General features: G+C 71.8%; 21 protein-coding genes. 7 read left to right on the top strand and 14 right to left on the bottom strand.

Annotation, left to right across the window (positions count from 1 at the left end):
• Nucleotides 1-27: 27 nt before the first annotated feature.
• The 5 genes from PUW82_RS06170 to PUW82_RS06150 all read right to left on the bottom strand — a co-directional run bounded on the left by PUW82_RS06170 (nt 28) and on the right by PUW82_RS06150 (nt 3,763).
• Complete coding sequence (locus PUW82_RS06170) at nt 28-636, bottom strand: GNAT family N-acetyltransferase (protein ID WP_274221408.1); 609 nt, start codon at nt 634-636, stop codon at nt 28-30.
• 40 nt (nt 637-676) lie between these two features.
• Entirely contained in the window at nt 677-1,720 is a 1,044-nt protein-coding gene (locus PUW82_RS06165; RefSeq protein ID WP_274221407.1) for a sulfate/molybdate ABC transporter ATP-binding protein, read from the bottom strand.
• Nucleotides 1,717-2,496: an ABC transporter permease gene (locus PUW82_RS06160; RefSeq protein WP_274221757.1), complete on the bottom strand. Its 780-nt coding sequence runs from the start codon at nt 2,494-2,496 to the stop codon at nt 1,717-1,719. Before PUW82_RS06160 ends, PUW82_RS06165 begins: the two co-directional genes overlap by 4 nt.
• A 95-nt stretch (nt 2,497-2,591) precedes the next feature.
• Nucleotides 2,592-3,362 carry a molybdate ABC transporter substrate-binding protein gene (gene modA, locus PUW82_RS06155; protein ID WP_274221406.1) on the bottom strand — a complete coding sequence of 257 codons (771 nt, stop codon included), beginning with the start codon at nt 3,360-3,362 and terminating at the stop codon, nt 2,592-2,594.
• Nucleotides 3,363-3,370: 8 nt separating this feature from the next.
• Nucleotides 3,371-3,763, bottom strand: a complete 393-nt coding sequence (locus PUW82_RS06150; protein WP_274221405.1) for a TOBE domain-containing protein — start codon at nt 3,761-3,763, stop codon at nt 3,371-3,373.
• 119 nt (nt 3,764-3,882) lie between these two features.
• Between PUW82_RS06150 and PUW82_RS06145 the strand changes: the two genes are divergently transcribed.
• The 4 genes from PUW82_RS06145 to PUW82_RS06130 are packed head-to-tail and all read left to right on the top strand — an operon-like array spanning nt 3,883 to nt 6,941.
• Nucleotides 3,883-4,965, top strand: a complete 1,083-nt coding sequence (locus tag PUW82_RS06145; protein WP_274221404.1) for a ThiF family adenylyltransferase — start codon at nt 3,883-3,885, stop codon at nt 4,963-4,965.
• Nucleotides 4,962-6,224 (top strand): molybdopterin molybdotransferase MoeA, encoded by a 1,263-nt coding sequence (locus PUW82_RS06140; protein WP_274221403.1) that lies wholly within the window; start codon nt 4,962-4,964, stop codon nt 6,222-6,224. The genes PUW82_RS06145 and PUW82_RS06140 overlap by 4 nt, the downstream gene beginning before the upstream one ends.
• Before the next feature lie 4 nt (nt 6,225-6,228).
• Nucleotides 6,229-6,708: a cyclic pyranopterin monophosphate synthase MoaC gene (gene moaC, locus PUW82_RS06135; RefSeq protein ID WP_274221402.1), complete on the top strand. Its 480-nt coding sequence runs from the start codon at nt 6,229-6,231 to the stop codon at nt 6,706-6,708.
• A complete protein-coding gene (locus PUW82_RS06130) occupies nt 6,708-6,941 on the top strand; it encodes a MoaD/ThiS family protein (protein WP_274221401.1) in 234 nt (77 codons plus the stop codon). Before moaC ends, PUW82_RS06130 begins: the two co-directional genes overlap by 1 nt.
• Nucleotides 6,942-6,954: 13 nt before the next feature.
• Here PUW82_RS06130 and PUW82_RS06125 read toward each other — a convergent pair whose 3' ends face one another.
• The 3 genes from PUW82_RS06125 to PUW82_RS06115 are packed head-to-tail and all read right to left on the bottom strand — an operon-like array spanning nt 6,955 to nt 9,469.
• Nucleotides 6,955-7,383, bottom strand: a complete 429-nt coding sequence (locus PUW82_RS06125; protein ID WP_274221400.1) for a molybdenum cofactor biosynthesis protein MoaE — start codon at nt 7,381-7,383, stop codon at nt 6,955-6,957.
• Complete coding sequence (locus PUW82_RS06120; RefSeq protein WP_274221399.1) at nt 7,380-7,859, bottom strand: MogA/MoaB family molybdenum cofactor biosynthesis protein; 480 nt, start codon at nt 7,857-7,859, stop codon at nt 7,380-7,382. Before PUW82_RS06120 ends, PUW82_RS06125 begins: the two co-directional genes overlap by 4 nt.
• Entirely contained in the window at nt 7,856-9,469 is a 1,614-nt protein-coding gene (locus PUW82_RS06115; RefSeq protein WP_274221398.1) for an SDR family oxidoreductase, read from the bottom strand. Before PUW82_RS06115 ends, PUW82_RS06120 begins: the two co-directional genes overlap by 4 nt.
• Nucleotides 9,470-9,704: 235 nt before the next feature.
• On the opposite strand from PUW82_RS06115, the gene PUW82_RS06110 reads away from it, so the two are divergent.
• Nucleotides 9,705-11,180, top strand: a complete 1,476-nt coding sequence (locus PUW82_RS06110; protein WP_274221397.1) for an MFS transporter — start codon at nt 9,705-9,707, stop codon at nt 11,178-11,180.
• A gap of 12 nt (nt 11,181-11,192) precedes the next feature.
• On the opposite strand, the gene PUW82_RS06105 is transcribed toward PUW82_RS06110, so the two are convergent.
• From PUW82_RS06105 to PUW82_RS06095, 3 genes are read right to left on the bottom strand one after another with little or no spacing between them, the layout of a single operon-like run.
• Nucleotides 11,193-13,079 (bottom strand): helicase HerA-like domain-containing protein, encoded by a 1,887-nt coding sequence (locus PUW82_RS06105; protein WP_274221396.1) that lies wholly within the window; start codon nt 13,077-13,079, stop codon nt 11,193-11,195.
• A 10-nt stretch (nt 13,080-13,089) separates the two neighbouring features.
• The gene (locus PUW82_RS06100; RefSeq protein WP_274221395.1) at nt 13,090-13,761 is read right to left on the bottom strand and encodes a phosphatase PAP2 family protein; all 672 of its coding nucleotides are present in this window, start codon (nt 13,759-13,761) and stop codon (nt 13,090-13,092) included.
• A 58-nt stretch (nt 13,762-13,819) separates the two neighbouring features.
• Entirely contained in the window at nt 13,820-15,154 is a 1,335-nt protein-coding gene (locus PUW82_RS06095; protein WP_274221394.1) for a multidrug effflux MFS transporter, read from the bottom strand.
• A gap of 256 nt (nt 15,155-15,410) precedes the next feature.
• Between PUW82_RS06095 and PUW82_RS06090 the strand changes: the two genes are divergently transcribed.
• Together PUW82_RS06090 and PUW82_RS06085 are read left to right on the top strand one after the other, a co-directional pair.
• Entirely contained in the window at nt 15,411-16,115 is a 705-nt protein-coding gene (locus PUW82_RS06090) for a thioredoxin-like domain-containing protein (protein ID WP_274221393.1), read from the top strand.
• On the top strand, nt 16,112-16,771 hold the full coding sequence (locus tag PUW82_RS06085) for a DUF305 domain-containing protein (RefSeq protein ID WP_274221392.1): 660 nt from the start codon (nt 16,112-16,114) through the stop codon (nt 16,769-16,771). The genes PUW82_RS06090 and PUW82_RS06085 overlap by 4 nt, the downstream gene beginning before the upstream one ends.
• A gap of 36 nt (nt 16,772-16,807) precedes the next feature.
• On the opposite strand, the gene PUW82_RS06080 is transcribed toward PUW82_RS06085, so the two are convergent.
• The 3 genes from PUW82_RS06080 to PUW82_RS06070 form a co-directional block, all read right to left on the bottom strand.
• Nucleotides 16,808-17,779, bottom strand: coding sequence for a carbohydrate ABC transporter permease (locus PUW82_RS06080; protein ID WP_274221391.1), 972 nt, complete (start codon nt 17,777-17,779; stop codon nt 16,808-16,810).
• Nucleotides 17,779-19,116 carry a carbohydrate ABC transporter permease gene (locus PUW82_RS06075; RefSeq protein ID WP_274221390.1) on the bottom strand — a complete coding sequence of 446 codons (1,338 nt, stop codon included), beginning with the start codon at nt 19,114-19,116 and terminating at the stop codon, nt 17,779-17,781. Before PUW82_RS06075 ends, PUW82_RS06080 begins: the two co-directional genes overlap by 1 nt.
• Before the next feature lie 110 nt (nt 19,117-19,226).
• Entirely contained in the window at nt 19,227-20,555 is a 1,329-nt protein-coding gene (locus PUW82_RS06070) for an ABC transporter substrate-binding protein (protein WP_274221389.1), read from the bottom strand.
• Nucleotides 20,556-20,734: the final 179 nt, after the last annotated feature.

Genomic DNA, 20,734 nt, shown 5'->3' with positions numbered 1-20,734 from the left:
CGCCCGACCGGCCGAACCGATCGCGCTTCAGCGGACGGTGAATTCGATGCCGAAGTCCTGCGAGCCCGGTCCCGAGGGCAGGCGCTCGAAGCCGAGCCGATCGTAGAAGGCGAGCGCGCCCGTGTTCTGGGCCGACGTGCCCAGATGCAGTCCGGAGACGCCCGCGGCCCGCAGCTCGTCGAACTCGCGCTCGATCAGCCGCCTCCCCCACCCCTGCCCCTGAGCCGACGGCAGCAGGTCGATGTGCAGATGCGCCGGGTAGCGACGCGCGTGCGGCTCGGCGCCGGGACGTCGGCCGAAGGCGTAGCGCAGGATTCCCGCCCGGCGCGAGGTGTCGTCGGCCGCCGGCTCGGGCCAGCGATCGGCGAACCGCGGCCACCAGACGTCGCGGAACCACGCCTCGAAGTCGTCGGTGTCGGGGGTGGCGACGACGTACCCGTGCGGCTGCTCGTCGTCGCCCGCGACGACGAAGGCGAACTCGGGATGCCGCTGCGCGTACGGCACCGCGAACACCGCGCCCCAGATCTCGTCGTCATCGAGCACGCCCGTCGCGTCGGCGCCGTGGTCGGCGGTACGCAGGCAGATGTCGGAGAGCGCGGCGACGTCGCCGGGCCGCACGCGGCGCAGATGGAGCATCCCCACATCGTGCCACCGCAGCGACCGGCCGTGCGGCGTATCAGGCCCAGGTGATGTCGGATGCCGCGAGCTCGAGCACCACGGGCCGGCCGGGGCGCAGCTCCGCCGCGTGCTCGACACTGACGTCGACGGCGAGCGCGGGGTCCGCGACGAACACCCGCACACCGCCGACCGTGGGCTCGAGGCGATCGACCGTCGCCTCCCAGGTGAGAGCGTCGGCGAGGCGGCCGATTCCGCCGTCCCCGGCGGCGAGGCCGACGGCGCCGGGGCGGAACAGCGCGATGGACGCATCACCGGCATCCGCCCGCTCGGCGATGCGCAGGGCGCCCGCCCGCCAGACGCCACCGTCGACACGGCCGACCACGCGGTTGAGTCCGGCGATGGCCGCGCCGAAGGGCGTCGCGGGCGCGCGCAGCACCGAGCGCACGTCGCCGGCCTGCGACACCCGCCCCTCCTCCAGCAGCACGAGGCGGTCCGCCGCCGCGGCGGCGTCGAGGGCGTCGTGCGTGACGAGCAGGGCGGTCGTCCCCGCCGCGCGCAGCTGATCGGCGAGCACCGTCCGCAGGGTCGCGGCCGTCGCGGGGTCGAGGGCCGTCAGGGGTTCGTCCAGCAGCACCACCCGGGGTTCGGCAGCGAGGGCCCGCGCCAGGGCGACGCGCTGCTGCTGTCCGCCCGACAGTTCGCGCGGAGCCCGCTCCTCCGCCCCCGCGAGCCCGACGCGCGCGAGCCAGTCCTCTGCGACGGCACGCGAGCGCCGCGCCGTCTCTCCGCGCGAGCGCAGGCCGAACGCGACGTTGTCGCGCGCGCTGAGGTGGGGGAACAGGCACGGGTCCTGCCGCAGCAGCACGGTGCCGCGTCGTTGCGGCGCGACCTGCCGCCCGGGCGCCGAGACGACCTCGTCGCCGATGCGGACCGAGCCGGCGTCGAGCGGTGTCAGCCCCGCGATCGCCTCGAGCACGGTCGTCTTGCCCGCGCCGCTCGGCCCCATCACGGCGACGATCTCGCCGGGCGCCGCGGTGAGGGCTGCAGCCACCGTCAGGCCGCGGCGCCGCACGCGGATGTCGGCGGCGAGCGCGGCCGTCACCGGGTGCTCCCGGGACGCCAGCCACGCACGAGCAGCAGCACCGCGACCGCGGTCACGAGCAGCAGCAGCGAGAGCGCGACGGCGGTGCCCTGCGAGACGCCCGCACCGTTGAATGCCGTGTAGATCGCGAGCGGCATGGTCTGCGTGACGCCCGGCGCATTGCCCGCGAACAACGCGGTCGCGCCGAATTCGCCGAGTGCCCGCGCGAAGCACAGCACGACGCCGGCGACGAGTCCCGGCCCGGCGAGCGGCAGCGTGATGCGCCAGAGGATCCGCCAGCGACCGGCGCCCAGCGCGGCGGCCGCCTGCTCGTACCGTACCCCCGTGGCACGGAGCGCCCCCTCGAGCGCGAGCACGAGGAAGGGCAGGGCGACGAACGTCTGGGCGAGGATCACCGCGGCGGTCGTGAAGGGGATGCGGACGCCGACCGTCTCGAGCGCGGCCCCGAGCCAGCCGTTGCGGCCGAAGAGGAACAGCAGCGCGACGCCTCCGACCATCGGGGGCAGCACGAGGGGAACCGTCACGATGGCGCGCAGCACCGCGGCCGTCCGCGCTCCCGCTCGGGCGATGACGAGTGCGAGCGGGATCCCCAGGACGGCGCACGCCGCGGTCGCGATCGTCGCGGTCTGCAGCGAGAGCACGAGCGCCGACATCGCCGCGGGCGAGGTCACATCGGCCCACAGCGTCGCCGGGTCGAGCCGCCCGATCAGCGCGATGAGCGGAATGACCAGCAGCGCGACGGCGAGCGCCGCCGGCAGCAGCAGGACGCGCGGCAGGAAGGCCGAGCCGGTCGCCCTGGTCGAGCGCCGCCGGCCGGGCGTCGCGTCGTCGGGGCTCGCGGTGCTGACGGTGCTCCCGGTATCGACGGTGCTCACGGTGCGCCGAATCCCCACCGCTCGAGCACCGCGCGGCCGGCGGGCGAGAGGACGTGGTCGACGAAGGCGGCGGCCGCCGGCGTGCGGGCCTCCGCGAGCGCCACGATCGGGTACCGGTTGACGACATCATCGGCGCCGACAGTCGCCACCGTCTCGACATCGTCCGAGCGGGCGGCATCCGTCACGTACACCAGTCCCGCATCGGCCTCGCCCGTGGCGATCTTCGTCAGCACCGCCGTGACGTTCTGCTCGTAGCTGTCGACGCGCGGTGTCACCCCGGCGGCCCGCGCCAGCTGCCCGGATGCTGCGCCGCACGGCACCTCGGCGGCGCACAGCACCACGGCGAGGTCGGGGTCGGCGAGGTCGGCGAGCCCGGTCACGTCGCCGGGGTTCCCGGTCGGGACGACGAGGGTCAATCGGTTGGTCGCGAACACGCGCGGCGACGCGGCTAGCCCGGCGTCGACGACTCGCTGCAGGTTCGCCTCGTCCGCCGACGCGAAGACATCGGCGCGCGCTCCCTCGATGAGCTGCGTCGCGAGCGTCGACGAGCCGTCGTAGCGGATGGGCTCGATCTCGACGCCCGGATGCGCCGCCTCGACGTCCGCTGCGATCTCATCGAACGCGCCGCTCAGCGACGCCGCGGCGAACACCGTGACCTGCCCGGCGACGGCATCCGTTCCCGGGGTGCCACCGCCCGGGCCGCCGCAGCCGGCGAGAACCAGTGCGAGCCCGGTGAGTCCCGCGGTGATCCCGACACGCCGCCGCATCCTCGCGCTCATTCCTTCGGCGTCTCGATGACGACCGTCGTCGCCTTGACGACGGCGACGGCGAGCGATCCGGGTTCGAGAGCGAGCTCACGGGCGGCCTCGGCCGACATCAGCGACACGACCCGATGCGGCCCCGACTGCACGTCGACCTGCGCCATGAGCCCGTCGATCTGAACTCGGGTGACGAGCCCGACGAACCGGTTCCGCGCGCTCGAGAGCTGATCGAGCGGATCGGATGCCGCGTCCGCCAGCGCGACCGCGTGGGCGGCGAGTGCGTCGCCGGGGATGCGCCGCGGGCTGCCGTCGGTCGTCGGCAGCGAGCTGCTCTCGGTCCAGCGACGCACGGTGTCGTCGCTGACGCCCAGCAGGCGCGCCGCCTCGGAGATGCGATAGTCGGTCACGCAGCCGAACATACCCGCAGCTGCGGTACCTCCGGGCGGATATCGCCGCATCCGCGGCGGCCGTCGGGTATTTCGGTGATCCCGCGCCGCCCAGGGTCGGCCGCGTCTAGCCTGATGCCATGGCTCTCCCGCCCCTCGTCGCCCCCGCCGCACCGCTCTCGGAGCGCGAACGCGAGCGCACCGCGCGCCACAGCGTCTTAGCCGGCCTCGGCGACGAGGGGCAGCGCCGGCTCGCCGGGGCGCATGTCGCCGTCGTCGGGGCGGGCGGACTCGGGTCGCCGGTCATCCTCGGCCTGGCCGCCGCGGGCGTCGGTCGCCTCACCGTCATCGACGACGACGTCGTCGAGTTCTCGAACCTGCAGCGCCAGGTGATCCACCGCGCCGAGGATGTCGGTGCGCCCAAGGCGACGTCGGCCGCGCGGGCGGCGCGCGCGCTCGCCCCCGACATCCGGGTGGACATCCGGCGCGAGCGCCTGGATGCGGGCACCGCGGCCGACCTCCTGACCGGGTGCGACCTCGTGATCGACGGCACCGACACGTTCGCCACCCGGACGGCGGTGGCCGCCGCCTGCGACGAGCGCGGTGTGCCGTTGGTGTGGGGCGTCATCCAGGAGTTCCACGCGCAGGTCACGGTGTTCTGGTCGCGTCCCCCGGCGGGGACGGATGCCGTCCGCCTGGCCGACCTCTACCCGCCCGGCAGCGCCGGCGAGCCACCCACGTGCGCCGAGGTAGGGGTGCTGGGGTCGCTGTGCCTCACGGTCGGCGGCATGCTCGCGACCGAGGCGATCAAGCTCATCACGGGCATCGGCGCTCCCCTGCTCGGGCGGGTCGTCCTGATCGACGCCCTGACGGCGACGCAGCGCGAGGTGCCGCTGCGTCCGGCACGTGCCACGGCCGCATCCTCGGTGCCCGCCCCCGCGCCGGCGTCCGAGATCGATCTCGACGGCCTCTTCGCCGCCCAGGCGGCGGGGGCGACGGTCATCGACGTGCGCGAGCCGTCCGAGACGGCCGCCGGCTCGCTCGCCGGCGCCGTCCTCATCCCCCTCGGCGACCTGCTCGAGCACCCCGAGCGCTTCTCGGGCGACCGCGCCGTCGTGGTCTGCGCCCGCGGGGTGCGGGCGCACCGGGCCGCCGATGCGCTGCGCGCTCGGGGCGTCGATACCGTCGTGCTCAGCGGCGGTCTGGCAGCGTGGCCCCGATGAGCGGATCGCTCGGCGACGGCCTGCGTTCGGTCGAGGAGCAGCTCGCCGATGTCTTCGCGGCCGTCCGCCCCCTGCCCGCCCGCACCGTCGACCTCGCCGACGCCGACGGGATGACGCTGCGTGACCCGGCGCTCGCGCTCGGCGGCATCCCGGCCTTCGACAACTCCGCGATGGACGGCTTCGCGGTGCGCTTCGACGATGTGAGCGGCGCGTCCGACGCGCGCCCGGTCGAGCTGACCGTCGTCGCCGATCTGCCCGCCGGCGGATCGGACGACCCGCCGCTGCGTGCGGGACAGGCCGCCCGCATCATGACCGGCGCTCCCGTCCCGACCGACGCCGACGCCATCGTGCCGTTCGAAGACACCGCCGGCGGACTCGAGGACTCCCTGCGGGTCGTCCGCGTCCTGCGCGCCCCCGCGCGCCCGGGCGCCTTCGTCCGTCGCGCCCACGACGACCTGCGACCCGGCGACCGCGTGCTCGAGCCGGGCGCTCTGCTCGGTGCCCTGCAGCTCGCCGCCGCGGCGGCCGCCGACGTCCCCCGCCTCACGGTGTCGGAACGGCCGCGGGTGGCGATCGTGTCGACCGGCAGCGAGCTGGTCGAGCCGGGCGCGCCGCGCACGCACGGGCAGATCCCCGAATCGAACGGGCTGCTGCTCGCAGCGCTCGTGCGAGCAGCCGGCGGCACGGTCGTGGCGCGCGAGCGCGTCGACGACGACGGACCGGGACTGCGCCACGTGCTCGAGCGGACCGCCGCGGGCGACGACCGGGCCGACGTGTTGATCACCTCGGGCGGCGTCAGCGCGGGCGCCTACGAAGTGGTCAAGACCGAGCTCGGCAACGCGCTGCGCTTCTCGCGCGTGGCCATGCAGCCGGGGAAGCCCCAGGCGTTCGGCGTCCTGCCCTCGGGCACGATGGTCTTCGGACTGCCGGGCAATCCGGTCAGCGCCGCCGTCTCGTTCGAGGTGTTCGTCCGCCCGGCGCTGCTCGCGCTGCAGGGGCGCTCGGAGCTGCAGCGACCGGCGCTGCGGCTGCCCGCCGGCACCGCTTGGCGCACTCCGCCCGGACGCCGGCAGTACCTGCCCGCGGCGATCGACCGCAGCGACCCCGCCCGGTGGACCGTCGGGCCGGCGACCGCGGGCGGCTCGGGCTCTCACCTGGCCGGCGGGCTCTCGCGCGCCGAGGCCTACGCGATCGTCCCCGCCGAAGTGTCGGAGGTCTCGCCGGGCGACCTCGTCGATGTCCTGCTGCTGGAAGGATGAGCACATGACCTTCACGCACCTCGACGACGCCGGCCACGCCCGGATGGTCGACGTCACCGCGAAAGAGCCGACGGTGCGCTCCGCGACCGCGCGTGGTCTCGTCCGATGCAGCCCCGCGGTCGTCGCGACCCTGCGCGACGGCGCCGTGCCGAAGGGCGACGTGCTCGCGGTGGCCCGCATCGCCGGCATCCAGGCCGCCAAGCGCACGCCGGAACTGCTGCCGCTGGCGCACGTGATCGGCGTGCACGGCGTCGTCGTCGACCTCGCGATCACCGACGCGGGCGTCGAGATCGAGGCGACGGTGCGCACGGCCGACCGCACGGGCGTCGAGATGGAAGCCCTGACGGCGGTCTCGGTCGCCGGCCTCGCCGTCGTCGACATGGTGAAGGGCCTCGATAAGGCCACGGCCATCGACGCGGTGCGGATCGTCGCGAAGTCCGGGGGACGCAGCGGCGACTGGCTCCGTCCCGACGAGGCACGCTGATGGCGCGCGTCCGCTACTTCGCCGCGGCCGCCGAGCGCGCGGGCGCGGCGGAAGAGACGCGCGACGAGACGACGCTGGGCGCCCTGCGCGCCGCCCTGGCGGCGGAGCGACCCGCGCTCGGCTCGATCCTGTCGCGATGCGCCGTGCTGGTCGACGGCTCACGGGTCGACGACGACGCGACCCTCGACCGCGACGTCGTCGTCGACGTGCTGCCGCCCTTCGCCGGCGGGTGACCCCGAGGCGGGATCAGCCGCCGATGCCCTTCCAGGCGGTGGTTCCGTCGCTCTCGATCTGCTGCTTCCAGATCGGCAGCTCACGCTTGATCGTCTCGATGAGGTCACGGCACACCTCGAACGCGTCGCCGCGATGCGCGGTGCCGACGGCGATGACGACGGCGGCGTCGCCCACGGCGAGGCGGCCGACGCGGTGGCTCACGGCGACGGCTCCGTCGCGCTCGCCCAGGACGGCCTCGGCGATGCGCCGCAGCGCCGGCTCGGCGTCGGGGTGGGCCTCGTAGTTCAGCTCGGCGACCGCGCCGGCGGCATCCGGATCATGATCGCGGACCGTTCCGACGAAGCTCGTCACGGCGCCGACGGCCGGCGACTCGACGGCCGCGAGGTGCGCGGCCACGTCGAGCGGCTCCGCCGTGATGCGGGCGATGCGTACCCCGGTCATCGGTGGTCACGCCCCTCGAGCTGCGCGATGACGTGCCCGGCGACCTCGACGACCAGCCCGATCCCGGATGCCACCGCGCGCGGCGACCCGGGCAGGTTCACGATCAGCGTCGCGCCGGCGACGCCCGCGATGCCCCGGGACAGCACGGCCGTCGGCGTCTCGGTGACGCCGCGGCGGCGCAGCTCTTCGGCGATGCCCGGCAGCGCCCGCTCGACGACCTCCGCGGTGCCCTCCGGGGTCTCGTCCCGCGGTGACACGCCGGTGCCGCCGGTCGTGACGATCAGGCGTGCACCCGCGTCGATGGCCGCGCGCAGGGTCTGCGCGACGACGGCGGCGCCGTCGGCGACGACCGTCGGCGCCTCGCAGTCGAAGCCCGCCGCGCGCAGCGCCTCGACGGCGATCGGACCGGCGGTGTCGTCGCGCTCACCCCGCGCGGAACGATCCGAGACGGTGACGACGACGGCGCGGTGACTCATGAGTTCACCATAGAGTCCGGCGATGCGGCCGTGGCCACATCGCGCGGCGACCGGTCGCCCACGGCATCCGCCGTCGCCGTCGGCGCGCGCCCCTCGGCCATCTCGGTGATGCGGGTGGCCATGGCGGTGAAGATGAGGCCGTGGAAGGGCAGCACGCCCAGCCAATACAGCCGCCCCGCGAGCCCGCGCGGGAAGAAGACGGCGCGCTGCTCGTAGCGCGCTCCACCCTCACGCGGCACGGCCTTCAGCTCGAGCCACGCTTCACCGGGAACCCGCATCTCGGCGCGCAGCCGCAGCAGCCGGCCCTCCTCGACCGCCTCGACGCGCCAGAAGTCGATCGCGTCGCCGACGCGCACCGTCCCCCGACTGCGCCGGCCGCGCGCGAGCCCGATGCCGCCGACGAGGCGGTCCATCCAGCCGCGGATCTCCCACAGCGCCCGCGCCGAGTACCAGCCGTTCGTGCCGCCGATACCCGCGATCACCGCCCACAGGCGTTCCGGCGAAGCCGTCGTGTCCGCGCTGCGCTCGTCGGTGAACACCGTGCGGCCCGCCCATTCCGGGTCGCTCGGCAGCGGGTCGCTCGGCGCGCCGAGCACGTCGGCGTCCTGCCAGCTCGTCTCGACCTCGTCGGCGTCGACGCGCCCCAGCGCGAGCTGGACGGATCGGCGGTACGGGGTCAGTCCGCCCTCGGGCTGCGGGATGATCGCGTCGATGTCGTGGTCGTCCATGACGCACTCGTTCTGCAACGAGGCGATCAGCGGACGTGCGATGGCGCGCGGCACCGGCGTGACGAGGTTGACCCAGTGCGACGCGAGCCCCGGGGTGAGCACCGGCAGCGCGGCGATCGCGCGCTGGCGCAGCCCCGCTTCGAGCGCGTACCCGTTCATCATCTGGCCGTAGCGCAGCACGTCGGGTCCGCCGATGTCGACGGCACGGTTGAGCTCGGGATCCACCCGCGCCGCGCCCAGCAGGTAGTGCAGCACGTCGCGCACCGCGATCGGCTGGATGCGGTTGCGCACCCACCGCGGGGCGGGCATGTAAGGCAGCACGTCGGTGAGGTGCCGCACCATCTCGAACGACGCCGACCCCGAGCCGATCACGACGCCGGCCTGCAGCACCAACGTCGGCACCCCCGAGGCGAGCAGGATCTCCCCGACCTCCACGCGTGAGCGCAGGTGCGGCGACAGCTCGCCGTCGGCGGGGTGCAGGCCCCCGAGGTAGACGATGCGGCGGACGGATGCCGCGGCGGCGGCCTGCGCGACGGTGCGAGCGGCCCGCTCGTCGGCCGCCTCGAACCCGGCGCCGGCGCCCATCGAATGGATGAGGTAGAAGAGCACATCGACATCGTCGACGGCCGTCGCGACGGCATCGGGGTCCTCGGCCGACCCGGCCACGACCTCGACGTCGGCGCCCCAGGGGAAGCTCGCGACGCGCTCCGGCACCCGCGCGAGGACGCGCACCCGGTACCCCGCCGCGACGAGGCGCGGAACGAGGCGTCCGCCGATGTATCCCGTCGCCCCGAGGACGAGGGCGCGCGGCGCCGAGCCGTCGGCCCGGGGCTGGGCCTGGAGATCGGGTTCGCGTCCGGTGGGTGCGGTCAGCTCGCTCATGGTCCGACGCTACGGCGCGGCATCCGCCTGCCGACACGACTTGACACACGTCGCTCGGGCGGTCGGCGGTCCGGTGTCTGCGCCGCCGCCTCGGCATGCCATAGGCGGCGGGCCGACGGATCGCAAGCCGGGCCGGCGAATTGCGTGCCGGCCCCCACCGGGGTCTACGCTCCCGTGAGCGAAGGACAGTCGTCTGGCGACCCGAGCCGGCGGCGCTGCCGGAGGAGAACCGAACATGTCACGCATGCGCACGAAGCGCCCCGTCCGCCGACGCCTCGAGGTCGACGACGTCATCGTCGTCGAGCGCACGAAGGTCCGCACCGCGATCTCGGGAACCGTGGTCGGCAACTTCATGGAGTGGTTCGACTTCGGCATCTACGGCTACCTCGCCGTCACCTTGACCGTCGTCTTCGCCGAAGACATCCCCGACCCGTGGGGCCTGCTGGTGACCCTCCTGGGCTTCGCCGTGTCGTTCCTCGTGCGCCCCCTCGGCGGGATCGTGCTCGGCCCCCTGGGCGACCGGATCGGGCGCCAGAAGGTCTTGTTCCTCACGATGGCGATGATGGCGACCGCGACGGCCCTCATCGGCCTGCTGCCCACCTCGGCGCAGATCGGCATCTGGGCCGTCGTTCCGCTCTACCTGCTCAAGATGGTGCAGGGCTTCTCGACCGGCGGCGAGTACGCGGGCGCCTCGACGTACGTCACGGAGTTCTCCCCCGATCGCTCCCGCGGCTTCTGGGCCTCGTGGCTGGATGTCGGCTCGTACGTCGGCTTCGCAGCCGGTGCGACGGTCGTGGCGCTGACCACCGTCATCACCGAGAGCCTGTGGGGGCCCGACGCGATGGTCGACGGCGGCTGGCGCATCCCGTTCCTCGTGGCCATCCCGCTCGGGATCGTCGCGATCTGGTTCCGCCTGCGCATCCCCGAGACGCCCGCCTTCGAGCAGGAGAGCTCGTCGGCCGCGATCGACGGCGCCGACGACCCGTTCGCGCGCCACGGCATCGGCGGCATCATCCGCCACCACTGGCGCACGATCCTGATCGCCGTCGCGATCGTCGCGGCGACGAACACCGCGGGGTACGCGCTGACGAGTTACATGCCCACCTACCTCGAGACCGAGGTCGGGCTGTCGAACCTGTCGGCCGCCGTCGCGACCGTGCCGGTGCTCGTGGTGATGTCCGCCACCCTCCCCTTCGTGGGCCGGCTGAGCGACCGCTTCGGCCGCCGGCGCATCTACGCGTGCGCGATCGTCGCCTCGCTCGTGCTGACGGTGCCGGCGTTCGCGATCATGCAGATCGGCGAGCTGTGGGCGGTGTTCATCGCGCTCGGCATCATCGCCGTCCCCGTGGCGCTGTTCGTGGCGATCTCGGCGAGCGCGCTGCCCGCCCTCTTCCCCACGGCGACCCGGTTCGGCGCCATGGGGATCGCCTACAACCTCGCCGTGTCGCTGTTCGGCGGGACGACACCCCTCTTCAGCCAGGCGCTGATCGAGTGGACGGGCAACCCCTACATGCCCGCCTTCTACATCATGTTCTTCTCCGCACTCGCCGCGGTCGCACTCTTCTCGATGCGCGAGACCGCGCAACGCCCCCTGCTCGGCTCGATGCCGACCGTGGAATCGCGGGCCGAGGCCGAAGCGATCGTCGCGCGTCAGGACGACGACCCGCGCATCGACACGTCGACCATGCCGCTGGACATCATCAGACCGTGACGGGGCGGCGGCTCACCGCCGCCCGGTGCCGAAGATGCCGCGGATGACGCCGGTGAGCAGATCCTGGCCGGCGCGCGAGCCCAGGATCTGCTCGGCGGGCGTCCGGCGGCGCGATCGCGTGTTCGTCGTCAAGCTGCGCAGCAACCGCTCGTGCTCGCGGCGCTCCTTCGCCTCGTCGGCGGCCGCCTGCTTGCGGATGGCGGCGAGCTGCTTCGCATACGCCGCGTCGGCCTTCGCGCGCAGCTTCGCGGCATCCTGTTCCGCCGTGCGGCGTGCGGCTTCGGCCTCGGCCGCATCCAGGGCGGCCTGCGCGGTGTTCAGACGGGCCGTGAGGATCTCGCGAGCCGACTCGCGGTCGATCGCCTCGGTGTAGCGCGGTCGCAGTTCCGACGCGGACAGCACGGCGTCGACAGCCGCCGCGGGCGCGGGCGCCATCGAGGCCAGCGGTGCTCGCAAGCGGGTCCACGCGACGGGCGTCGGAGCGCCTCGCTCGTTCATGACGGTGACGATCGCCTCGCCCGTGCCGAGTTCCTGCAGCACGCGCTCGAGGTCGTAGCCCGACCGCGGATAGGTGCCGACGCTCGCCCGCAGGGCCTTGGCGTCGTCGGGGGTGAACGCCCGCAGGGCGTGCTGCACGCGCGAACCCAGCTGCGCGAGGATGTCAGCCGGCACGTCCTTCGGCGTCTGCGTGACGAAGAAGACGCCGACGCCCTTCGAGCGGATGAGGCGGACGGTCTGCACGACGGCGGCGACGAAGTCCGTCGAGGCGTCGCGGAAGAGCAGATGGGCTTCGTCGAAGAAGAAGACCAGCTCGGGCTTGTCGACATCGCCCACTTCGGGCAGCAGCTCGAACAGCTCCGCGAGCAGGTACATGAGGAAGGTCGAGTACAGCACCGGCCGGTCGGCGACGCCGGGGACCTCGAGCAGGCTGATGACCCCCTCGCCCGATTCGGCGACACGCATCAGGTCGCGGACGTCGAACTCCGGCTCGCCGAAGAACACGTCCGCGCCGGAATCGGCGAAGACGATGAGCTCGCGCAGGATGACGCCGACCGTCGCCTTCGACAGGCCGCCCAGTTCGGTGAGTTCAGCCTTGCCGTCGTTGCTGACGAGGTAGGTCAGCACCGCGCGCAGGTCGGAGAGGTCGACGAGGGCGAGGCCGTTGCTGTCGGCGTAGTGGAAGACGAGGCCGAGGCTCGACTCCTGCGTCGCGTTCAGACCGAGGACGCGGCTGAGCAGCAGCGGCCCGAAGCCCGACACCGTCGCTCGGACCGGCGTGCCCGTGCCCCGTCCGCCGAGCGCGAGGAACTCGGTCGCGAACGAGCGCGGCGCCCATTCCTGACCGATCGCGCTCGTGCGGGCGAGGAGCTTGTCGCTCGGCTCCCCCGGTGCCGCCACACCCGACAGGTCGCCCTTGATGTCGGCGGCGAACACCGGCACCCCGTGGGCGGCGAGCTGCTCGACGAGCACCTGCAGCGTACGGGTCTTGCCGGTGCCCGTGGCCCCCGCGACGAGGCCGTGGCGATTGGTCATGGCCAGAGGGATCCGCACCGGCACGGTGGGCACCGGGTCGCCGTTGAGCAGCGCACCGAGCTCGAGGGCCGGGCCCGTGAACGCGTACCCCTGCCGGATCACGTCGACCTCGGCCGCATCGAGCGGAGCGGTCGGCCCCGCGGCCGTCGCGGCCGCCTCCGCAGCCGGTTCGGCGGGTGCCGTACTCGCGGCCGATCCGGAGGGCGCCCGAGCGGCCGCCGCCTCGGCCGCCGCCAGCGCGGCGCGGGCACGCGCGGCCACGAGCGCCGCCTCGGCGGCATCCGCTTCGGCGCGCAGCCGGGCCAGCTCGGCGGCGGCCACCGCGGCGTCGGGCGGAACGGTCGGGTCGTCGAACGCGGCGCTCATGCGGGCGAGCCTAGCTCCGCCGCCGGAGCAGGGCAGTTCGCTCGCGCTCGAGCTGCTCGGTGAACATGGCCGCGACGATCAGGGCGACTCCGGCACCGATCAGCATGCCGCCGACGGTGTCGGATGCCCAGTGCGCGTGCACGACGGTGCGGCTGAGCCCCATCAGCAGGGTCCACACGACGCCCGCCACCAGCACCCACACCCGCGGGAACAGGATGACCGCGACGACGGCGATCGTGGCGGCATTGGCCGTATGCCCGGACGGGTACGAACCGGCGTCGGTCGTGACGAGGATGTCCTCGGGACGCGAGCGATCGACGAGCCCCTTGATCAGCTGCACGGCAAGGGCGCTCACGGCGGATGCCACGACGAAATACCCCGCGGCCCACGGCCGGCGCAGCAGCACGAGGGCGATCGCGGTGGCGATCGGGATCGCGAACACCCCGACCCACGTGCCGCCGATGCGGTTCATCACCAGCCCGAAGACCAGGCCCACCGGCCCGGGGTCGGCCGGCAGCCACTCGTTCCACCAACGGTCGATGTCGAACGGCTGGCCCAGCTGCGTGAACAGCCACCAGCCGAGCAGCACGCCACCCACCAGCAGCACGCTGCCGCTGATGGCGCGGCGGGGCCAGAGCCGGCGGAGATCGGTCGCTGGCGGGGTCGATGGTGCGGCATCCATCGATCCATTGTGCCGACGTCGACCGATTCCCGGTCTCCCCTTGCGCGGAGCGCGCCGATCAGGGAGAGAGCTGCGGAACCGTCCGCGGCCGGACGACCAGCCACAGCGAGAGCACGGCGACCACGGCGCAGGCCGCCATGACCGAGGCCATCGACGTGGCGGTGATGCCGGCGTCGCCCGAGATCCATGCCGCGAGCGGCGAGATGAACCCGGCGACACCGAAGTTGACCGCCCCGATGAGGGATGCCGCCGTGCCCGCGGCACGTCCGTGGCGGTCCAGTGCCAGCACCTGCACGCACGGGAAGGTGAAGCCGCACGCCGTGATGAAGAAGAACAGCGGCACGACCGTGCCCCACAGCCCCAGCCCGAGCTGGTCGGTGACGATGATGCTCGCACCGGCGATGACGAGAACCGTCGTCGACACCGCCATGACCCACTGCGGGCCGAAGCGCGCGGCGAGGCGCGACGCGGTCTGCACGCCGAGGACGACGCCCAGCGAGTTGATCGCGAAAAGGACGCCGTACTGCTGGGGGTCGAAGCCGTAGGTCTGCTGGAACAGGAACGACGACGACGACAGGTACGAGAAGAGTCCGCTGAAGGTCATGCCGCCGATGATCAGCACGCCGATGAAGATGCGGTCGCTGAGCACGCTGCGGTACCGCTGCCACACCGTGGCCGACCCGTTGTCGCGGCGGCGGGCCTTCGGGAGCGTCTCGGGAACGAGGAACAGCGAGGCGATGAGCATCACGGCGCCGTAGGCGGCGAGCACCACGAAGATGCCGCGCCACGGCATGACGGTGAGCAGCCCCGAGCCGACGAGCGGAGCCGCGACGGGAGCGACGCCCGACACCAGCGCGAGCCGGCTCAGCATCACCACGAGGCGGCGTCCGCCGAACAGGTCGCGCACGATGGCCATCGCGACGACGCCACCGGCGGCGGCGCCGATGCCCATGAACACCCGAGCGGCGCTCAGCAGCTCGAGGGTGGGCGCGATCGCGGCGGCGGTGCTCGCGAGCACGTGCAGCGCGGTGACGCAGAGCAGGGGCACGCGGCGCCCGAGCTTGTCGCTCAGCGGACCGACGACGAGCTGCCCGAGCGCGAAACCGACCATCGTGCCCGTCAGGGTGAGCTGGATCGCGGCGGCGCTGGTCTCGAAGTCGGCCTCGAGCGCCGGGAACGCCGGCAGGTAGAGGTCGATCGTGAACGGGCCGAGGGCGGTGAGCGCCCCCAACAGGATGATGTAGACCACGCGGCGCGCGGTGGGGATCGCGTCGCCGGGGTGGAGCATGATCGGCGCCGTCGCGGGGTTCGAGCCGAGCGTGCGGATCGCGCCGGTCGCGGTGCGAAGCGAACCGGTCGCGGTGCGGATCGCGCCGATCGGGGTGCGGACCATTCCGGTCGGGGTGCGGAGGGATCCGGTCGGGGTGGGGACGGAGCCGGTGGGAGTCGGGGACGCAGCGGGGGGATTCGAGTGAGTTTCGGGCACGTCTTCTTCGTTTCGAGGCAATAGCGTGGAGAGAGCGACCTGCAATCGTAACTCCTTGCCGGTTACTCGATGTACCCGCCTCTCAGCCGATTCACCATTCACGCGCATACTCTGAGGACGCGCTGCCCCGCGCTCCCCCTTGCCCCCGAACCGAGGTCACAGCATGACTCCGTCCGCCGACAAGCGTACGAGCGGCAATCCTGCCGCCCAGGCCAAGATCAACCTGACCGTCAAGCAGCAGCGCGAGCAGCAGAAGCAGGCCAAGCTCGCCGACTACCAGAAGCAGCTCGCTCAGCGTCGTCGCAGCAAGCTCGTGTGGTGGGTGGTCGGCTCGACCGCTGCCATCGCGATCATCGGCCTCATCGCGGCATCCGTCATCTTCGCCCCGAAGCCGGTGACGTACGAGGCCGGCAACAGCACCGGACGAGAGATCGACGGCGTCGAGACCTTCGAGCACGTGACCACCCACGTCGAGGGCGCGGTCACGTACGAGCAGACCCCGCCCGCCGGTGGCGAGCACAACCCCATCTGGCTCAACTGCGGCGTCTACACCGAGCCGCAGGCGAACGAGAACGCGGTGCACTCGCTCGAGCACGGCGCGATCTGGATCACGTACGACCCCGAGGTCGTCTCGGAGGCCGAGGTCGAGAAGCTGCAGGGCTACATGCCCAGCACGTACGCGCTGCTCTCGCCGTACCCCGGCATGGACACCCCCATCGCCGTCAGCGCCTGGAACGCGCAGCTGAAGGTCGACTCGGCCGACGACGAGCGCATCGAGGAGTTCTTCACGGAGTACTGGCGCAGCCAGAACGCTCCCGAGCCCAACGCCATCTGCTCCGGCGCGCTCGACGGGCCCGGCAAGGCGTGACGGACCGCTCGCCCGCCGGCCTGCGCTGGTGGGGCGTCCTGCTGATCGTGCTGGCCGTCGCCGGCGCGGCGTTCGCGGTGGGTCGGTTCACGGCCTTCGGCACGTCCGCCCCGGTGCCGGGCGAGTCGTCGCCCGAGGCGGGTTTCGCCCGCGACATGCAGGTGCATCACACCCAGGCGATCGAGATGGCGATGACCATCTATCGCAAGACGGACGATGAGGGCATCCGCACCCTCTCGTTCGACATCGCGACGGCCCAGGCGGGTCAACGCGGCGAGTTCTACGACTGGCTCGTGCGGTGGGGGCTCCCGCAGCGTTCGTCGGCGCCCCTCATGCAGTGGATGCAGAGCGTCCCGGAGCACGCGCACGGCACCGCGGCCCAGCCGCTGTCCGACGACGAGCTGACCACCGAGATGGGGATGGCCACGCCCGCTCAGCTCGCCGAGCTCGACGCCGCGACCGGCACGGCGGCGGACTGCCTCTTCCTCGAGCTCATGATCCGCCACCACGAGGGCGCGGTCCCGATGGCCGAGGCTCTCGTCGATCTCGGCAGCGACCCGCGTGCCGTCCAGGTCGCGGGCGGCATCGTCCAGACCCAGAGCGCCGAGATCGACCTCATGCGCTCGGTCCAGACGCGACTGGGGTGCGGAGGCTGACAGCCCCCGCACCCCAGCGGCATCCGTTCCTCGGGTTCAGCCCTTGGTCGCGCCCGCCAGCAGGCCGCGGACGAAGAAGCGCTGCAGCGCGAAGAACACGATCAACGGCACGATGATCGAGATGAAGGTTCCCGCCGACTGCAGGAACCAGCGGTTGCCCCACGTGCCCGACAGCGAGTTCAGCGCCTGCGTGATCGGCAGCGCTCCCGGCGAGGCGAAGATCGTCGCCACGAGCAGGTCGTTCCAGACCCAGAGGAACTGGAAGATGCCGAACGACGCGATCGCGGGCGCCGCGAGCGGGATGATGATCCGGAAGAACACCTGGCCGTGTCCGGCGCCGTCCACGCGCGCGGCCTCGATGATCTCACCCGGGATCTCGGCGATGAAGTTGTGCAGCATGAACGTCGCCAGCGGCAGCGCGAAGATCGCGTGCGCGATCCACACGCGAGCGAAGCTGTACTGCACCTCGTTCAGGCCGAACCCGGGGAAGATCGGGACATCGCCGAGCGTCAGGCCCTCCGAGAAGAGGCTCAGCAGCGGCACGAGGGCCATCTGCAGCGGCACGATCTGGAGCGCGAACACGAAGATGAACAGCGCGCTGCGTCCCTTGAAGTCGATCCAGGCGAACGCGTAGGCAGCCAGCGCCGCCATGACGATCGGGAAGACCGTCGCGGGGATCGTGATCGCGAGCGAATTGACGAACGCCGAGGCGAGGGTCGTCGACGTGCCGCCCGCGGTGAACGCTTCGGCGTAGTTGTCGAGGGTGAACTTCGGGTTGGTGAAGACGGTCCACCAACCCGTCGACTGGGTGTCCGCACCGGGACGGAAGGACGTCACGAACAGGCCGAAGGTCGGGATCGTCCAGAAGATGGCGATGATGACGGCCGCGATGGTCGCGCCCTTCGACGTCAGCTTCTTGTGGGCGATCGCCTCGTTGCGGCGGGTGTCGCGCGCCACCTGGCGCTTGGTGCGGGTGTCGACGGGCGCGGCCGGGGCTGCAACGGTCATCAGCGGATCTCCCTCTGCTTGGCCAGCGATCGGGCGTTGTAGATGATCAGCGGCAGGACGAACAGGAACAGCACCACGGCGAGCGCGGACGAGTGGCCGTAGCTCTGGAACCGCTGCTGCTGGTTGACCATCTCGAAACCGAGCACGGTCGTCTCATCACGACCGCCCGTCATGACGGCGACGATGTCGTACACCTTCAGCGACGCGATCGTGATGGTCGTGAGGACGACGATGAGCGACGACCGGATGCCGGGCACCGTGACGTTGCGGAAGCGCTGCCAGGCGTTCGTACCGTCGAGCTGAGCCGCTTCGAGCTGCTCGGTCGGAACGGCCTTGATGGCGGCCGAGAGGATCACCATGGCGAAGCCCGTCTGCGTCCAGATGAAGACCACCAGGAGCATGAGGGTGTTGATGACCGGCTTGATCGCGAGCCACTGCACGGGGTCGCCGCCGAACGCGGTGACGATCGCGTTGAGCAGACCGACCTGCTCGCCCTGTCGGGCGTCGTACATGAACTTCCAGATGATGCCGGCGCCCACGAACGAGATCGCGACCGGCATGAAGACCAGGACCTTCAGCACCTTCTCGCCGCGTGCCCGGTCGATGAACACGGCGTACGCCAGTCCGATGGCGACCGAGATCGTGGGTGCGAGCACCGCCCACAGGATCGTGTTGACGACCGAGGCCGTGCCGGTCGGGTTCGTGAAGACCCAGAAGTAGTTCTCGAGGCCGACGAACTCCTGACCCGACTTGTCGTAGAACGACTTGAAGATCGTGGCGATGGCCGGGTAGATGAGTCCGAGCGCGAGCATGATGCTGGCGGGTGCCATGAACAGGATTAGCTGGAACAGGTATCCCGCGCCCTGCCGCGAACGGAAGTCGGCAAAGAAGAGCAGCGCGCCCACGAGCAGCGCGATCGCGACGACGTACAGGACGGCGTTGGCGTAGGGGCGCAGCAGCAGGAACGCGAGCACGGGGATCACGAGGCAGGCGACCAGCCGCATGATGAAGTACCCGCGGCCCGGGCGCGGCGCGTACTCGATCAGGACGAGGATGATGCCGACAACGAGCCCGAACACCGCGAGGATGACCGGGATCTGGACGAGCGGGTTCATCGCGCCGAGCCACAGGAAGAAGCTGTTGAGCGAGAAGCCGATCGTGATGCGCGACGACTCCTCGCTGGATCCGGTGAAGATCAGCAGCAGCAGGATGGCGGCGATCAGGGCGAACCCGGCGGCGACGACGATCCGGGTGATCGATCGGCCTTTCGGGTCCGCGGCATGGACGGTGGTGGGAGTTTCGTGGTCGACGGGCCTGTCGACTGTCGTCTGCGACATGTGGATCCCCTTCTGAGTACAGCGGCGTACCCGAGCAGTACGGACGGGAGGAGCGGGGCCGGGCTTGTACAGCCCGACCCCGCTCGGCTCAACCGATCGTCAGGCGACGATCAGTTCTCGTAACCGGCCTGGATGTCGGACAGGACCGTCTCGGTGTCCTTGCCGTCGATCCAGTCGACCATGCCCTTCCAGAACGATCCCTGGCCCACCGTGGACGGCATCAGGTCGGATGCGTCGAAGCGGAAGACGGTGGTCTCGTCCTGCAGCGTCGTCATGGCTTCCTGCAGGAACTCGCTCGAGGCGAGGGAGGGGTCGGCGTTCTTGTTGGCCGAGATGACGCCACCCAGCTCGACGCGTGCGTCGGCGAACTCGGGCGAGGCCATGAACTCGAGCACCTGCTGCGTCGACTCGTCGTCCGAGAACGCCGCGACGAACTCGCCGCCGCCCTCGATCTGGAGCTCGCCCTCGGTGTAGCCGGGGGTCAGGAACGCGTAGACGTCACCGTCGGGTGCGACCACGGGAGTCTCACCCTCGGCGGTCTGGACGTCGAGGAAGTTCGCCGACAGGAACGATGCCTGGTGGGTCAGGGCGCAGTCGCCGCTCGCCACGGCCGCAGCCACGTCACCGAACGCCGTCGCGTTGATGCTCTTGACGTCGCCGTAGCCGGCGTTGACGTACTCCGGGTTCAGCAGGATCTCGCCGACGGCGTCGAACGCTTCCTTGATCTCGGGGTCGGTGAACTTCACCTCGCCGGCAACCCACTGGTCGTAGACCTCGGGGCCGGACTGGCGCAGGACGAGGTCCTCGATCCAGTCGGTGCCCGGCCAGCCCGACGCGGCGTCGGACGCGAAGCCCGCGCACCAGGCGGGGCCGCCGGTCGTCTGAACGATGGTGTCGGTGAGGGAGATCATCTCGTCCCACGTCTTGGGGACCTCGACACCCCACTCCGCGAACTGCTTCGGCGAGTACCAGACGTACCCCTTCAGGTTCGCGAGCATCGGAGCCGCGTAGAAGGTGTCGTCGAAGGTGCCGTACTGCTTCCAGTCGGGCGACCAGTTCTCGTCGACGGCGGTCTCGACGGCCTCCGGTGCGGGCAGCACCTTGCCGGTCTCGACGAGCGTCTTGAGCAGACCGGGCTGCGGGACGATGGCGATGTCGGGGGCGTCGCCACCGGTCACCTTGGTGACGATGTTGCCCTCGAACGCCTTGTCGCCGGTGTACTCGACGGCGATGCCGGTGTCTTCCGTGAACTGAGCGAACGATTCGTTCAGCGCGTCGGCCTCACCGCCGGTGATGCCGCCCGAGATGCGGACGGTCGTCTTCCCCTCGCCGCCGCCTTCGCCTTCGGCGCCGCCTTCGGCGCATCCGGCCAGCACCAGTGCTGCCGCGCCCATCAGAGCGACGGGGGCAAGAAGGCGGTATCGCTGTGACAATGCCATGTACTTCTCCTCTATCGGGATCATCGTCCACCCAGAGGAGCCTTGTCCGCATCCATTGGGGAACCGATTCCAGGACAACCTACTGGCCGCGAGAGACGGACACAACCGCTGGATTATCACGAGATGACAACCATCCGGTGAGGTCTGAGCGCTCCCGTGGGAGCGCTCACACGAAATCG

The organism is Microbacterium thalli (assembly GCF_028737325.1).
In the GTDB taxonomy this organism is placed as follows: domain Bacteria; phylum Actinomycetota; class Actinomycetes; order Actinomycetales; family Microbacteriaceae; genus Microbacterium; species Microbacterium thalli.
Note: the sequence above shows the minus strand (reverse complement) of the source record. Positions and strands in the feature narration are given on the sequence as shown.

Coding starts and splice junctions, on each gene's coding strand:
- PUW82_RS06080 (WP_274221391.1), bottom strand. CDS start 17,779: ATGACCGTTGCAGCCCCGGCCGCGCCCGTCGACACCCGCACCAAGCGC.
- PUW82_RS06110 (WP_274221397.1), top strand. CDS start 9,705: ATGTCACGCATGCGCACGAAGCGCCCCGTCCGCCGACGCCTCGAGGTC.
- PUW82_RS06100 (WP_274221395.1), bottom strand. CDS start 13,761: ATGGATGCCGCACCATCGACCCCGCCAGCGACCGATCTCCGCCGGCTC.
- PUW82_RS06140 (WP_274221403.1), top strand. CDS start 4,962: ATGAGCGGATCGCTCGGCGACGGCCTGCGTTCGGTCGAGGAGCAGCTC.
- PUW82_RS06115 (WP_274221398.1), bottom strand. CDS start 9,469: ATGAGCGAGCTGACCGCACCCACCGGACGCGAACCCGATCTCCAGGCC.
- PUW82_RS06120 (WP_274221399.1), bottom strand. CDS start 7,859: ATGAGTCACCGCGCCGTCGTCGTCACCGTCTCGGATCGTTCCGCGCGG.
- PUW82_RS06125 (WP_274221400.1), bottom strand. CDS start 7,383: ATGACCGGGGTACGCATCGCCCGCATCACGGCGGAGCCGCTCGACGTG.
- modA (WP_274221406.1), bottom strand. CDS start 3,362: ATGCGGCGGCGTGTCGGGATCACCGCGGGACTCACCGGGCTCGCACTG.
- moaC (WP_274221402.1), top strand. CDS start 6,229: ATGACCTTCACGCACCTCGACGACGCCGGCCACGCCCGGATGGTCGAC.
- PUW82_RS06090 (WP_274221393.1), top strand. CDS start 15,411: ATGACTCCGTCCGCCGACAAGCGTACGAGCGGCAATCCTGCCGCCCAG.
- PUW82_RS06170 (WP_274221408.1), bottom strand. CDS start 636: ATGCTCCATCTGCGCCGCGTGCGGCCCGGCGACGTCGCCGCGCTCTCC.
- PUW82_RS06130 (WP_274221401.1), top strand. CDS start 6,708: ATGGCGCGCGTCCGCTACTTCGCCGCGGCCGCCGAGCGCGCGGGCGCG.
- PUW82_RS06070 (WP_274221389.1), bottom strand. CDS start 20,555: ATGGCATTGTCACAGCGATACCGCCTTCTTGCCCCCGTCGCTCTGATG.
- PUW82_RS06105 (WP_274221396.1), bottom strand. CDS start 13,079: ATGAGCGCCGCGTTCGACGACCCGACCGTTCCGCCCGACGCCGCGGTG.
- PUW82_RS06095 (WP_274221394.1), bottom strand. CDS start 15,154: ATGGTCCGCACCCCGATCGGCGCGATCCGCACCGCGACCGGTTCGCTT.
- PUW82_RS06145 (WP_274221404.1), top strand. CDS start 3,883: ATGGCTCTCCCGCCCCTCGTCGCCCCCGCCGCACCGCTCTCGGAGCGC.
- PUW82_RS06075 (WP_274221390.1), bottom strand. CDS start 19,116: ATGTCGCAGACGACAGTCGACAGGCCCGTCGACCACGAAACTCCCACC.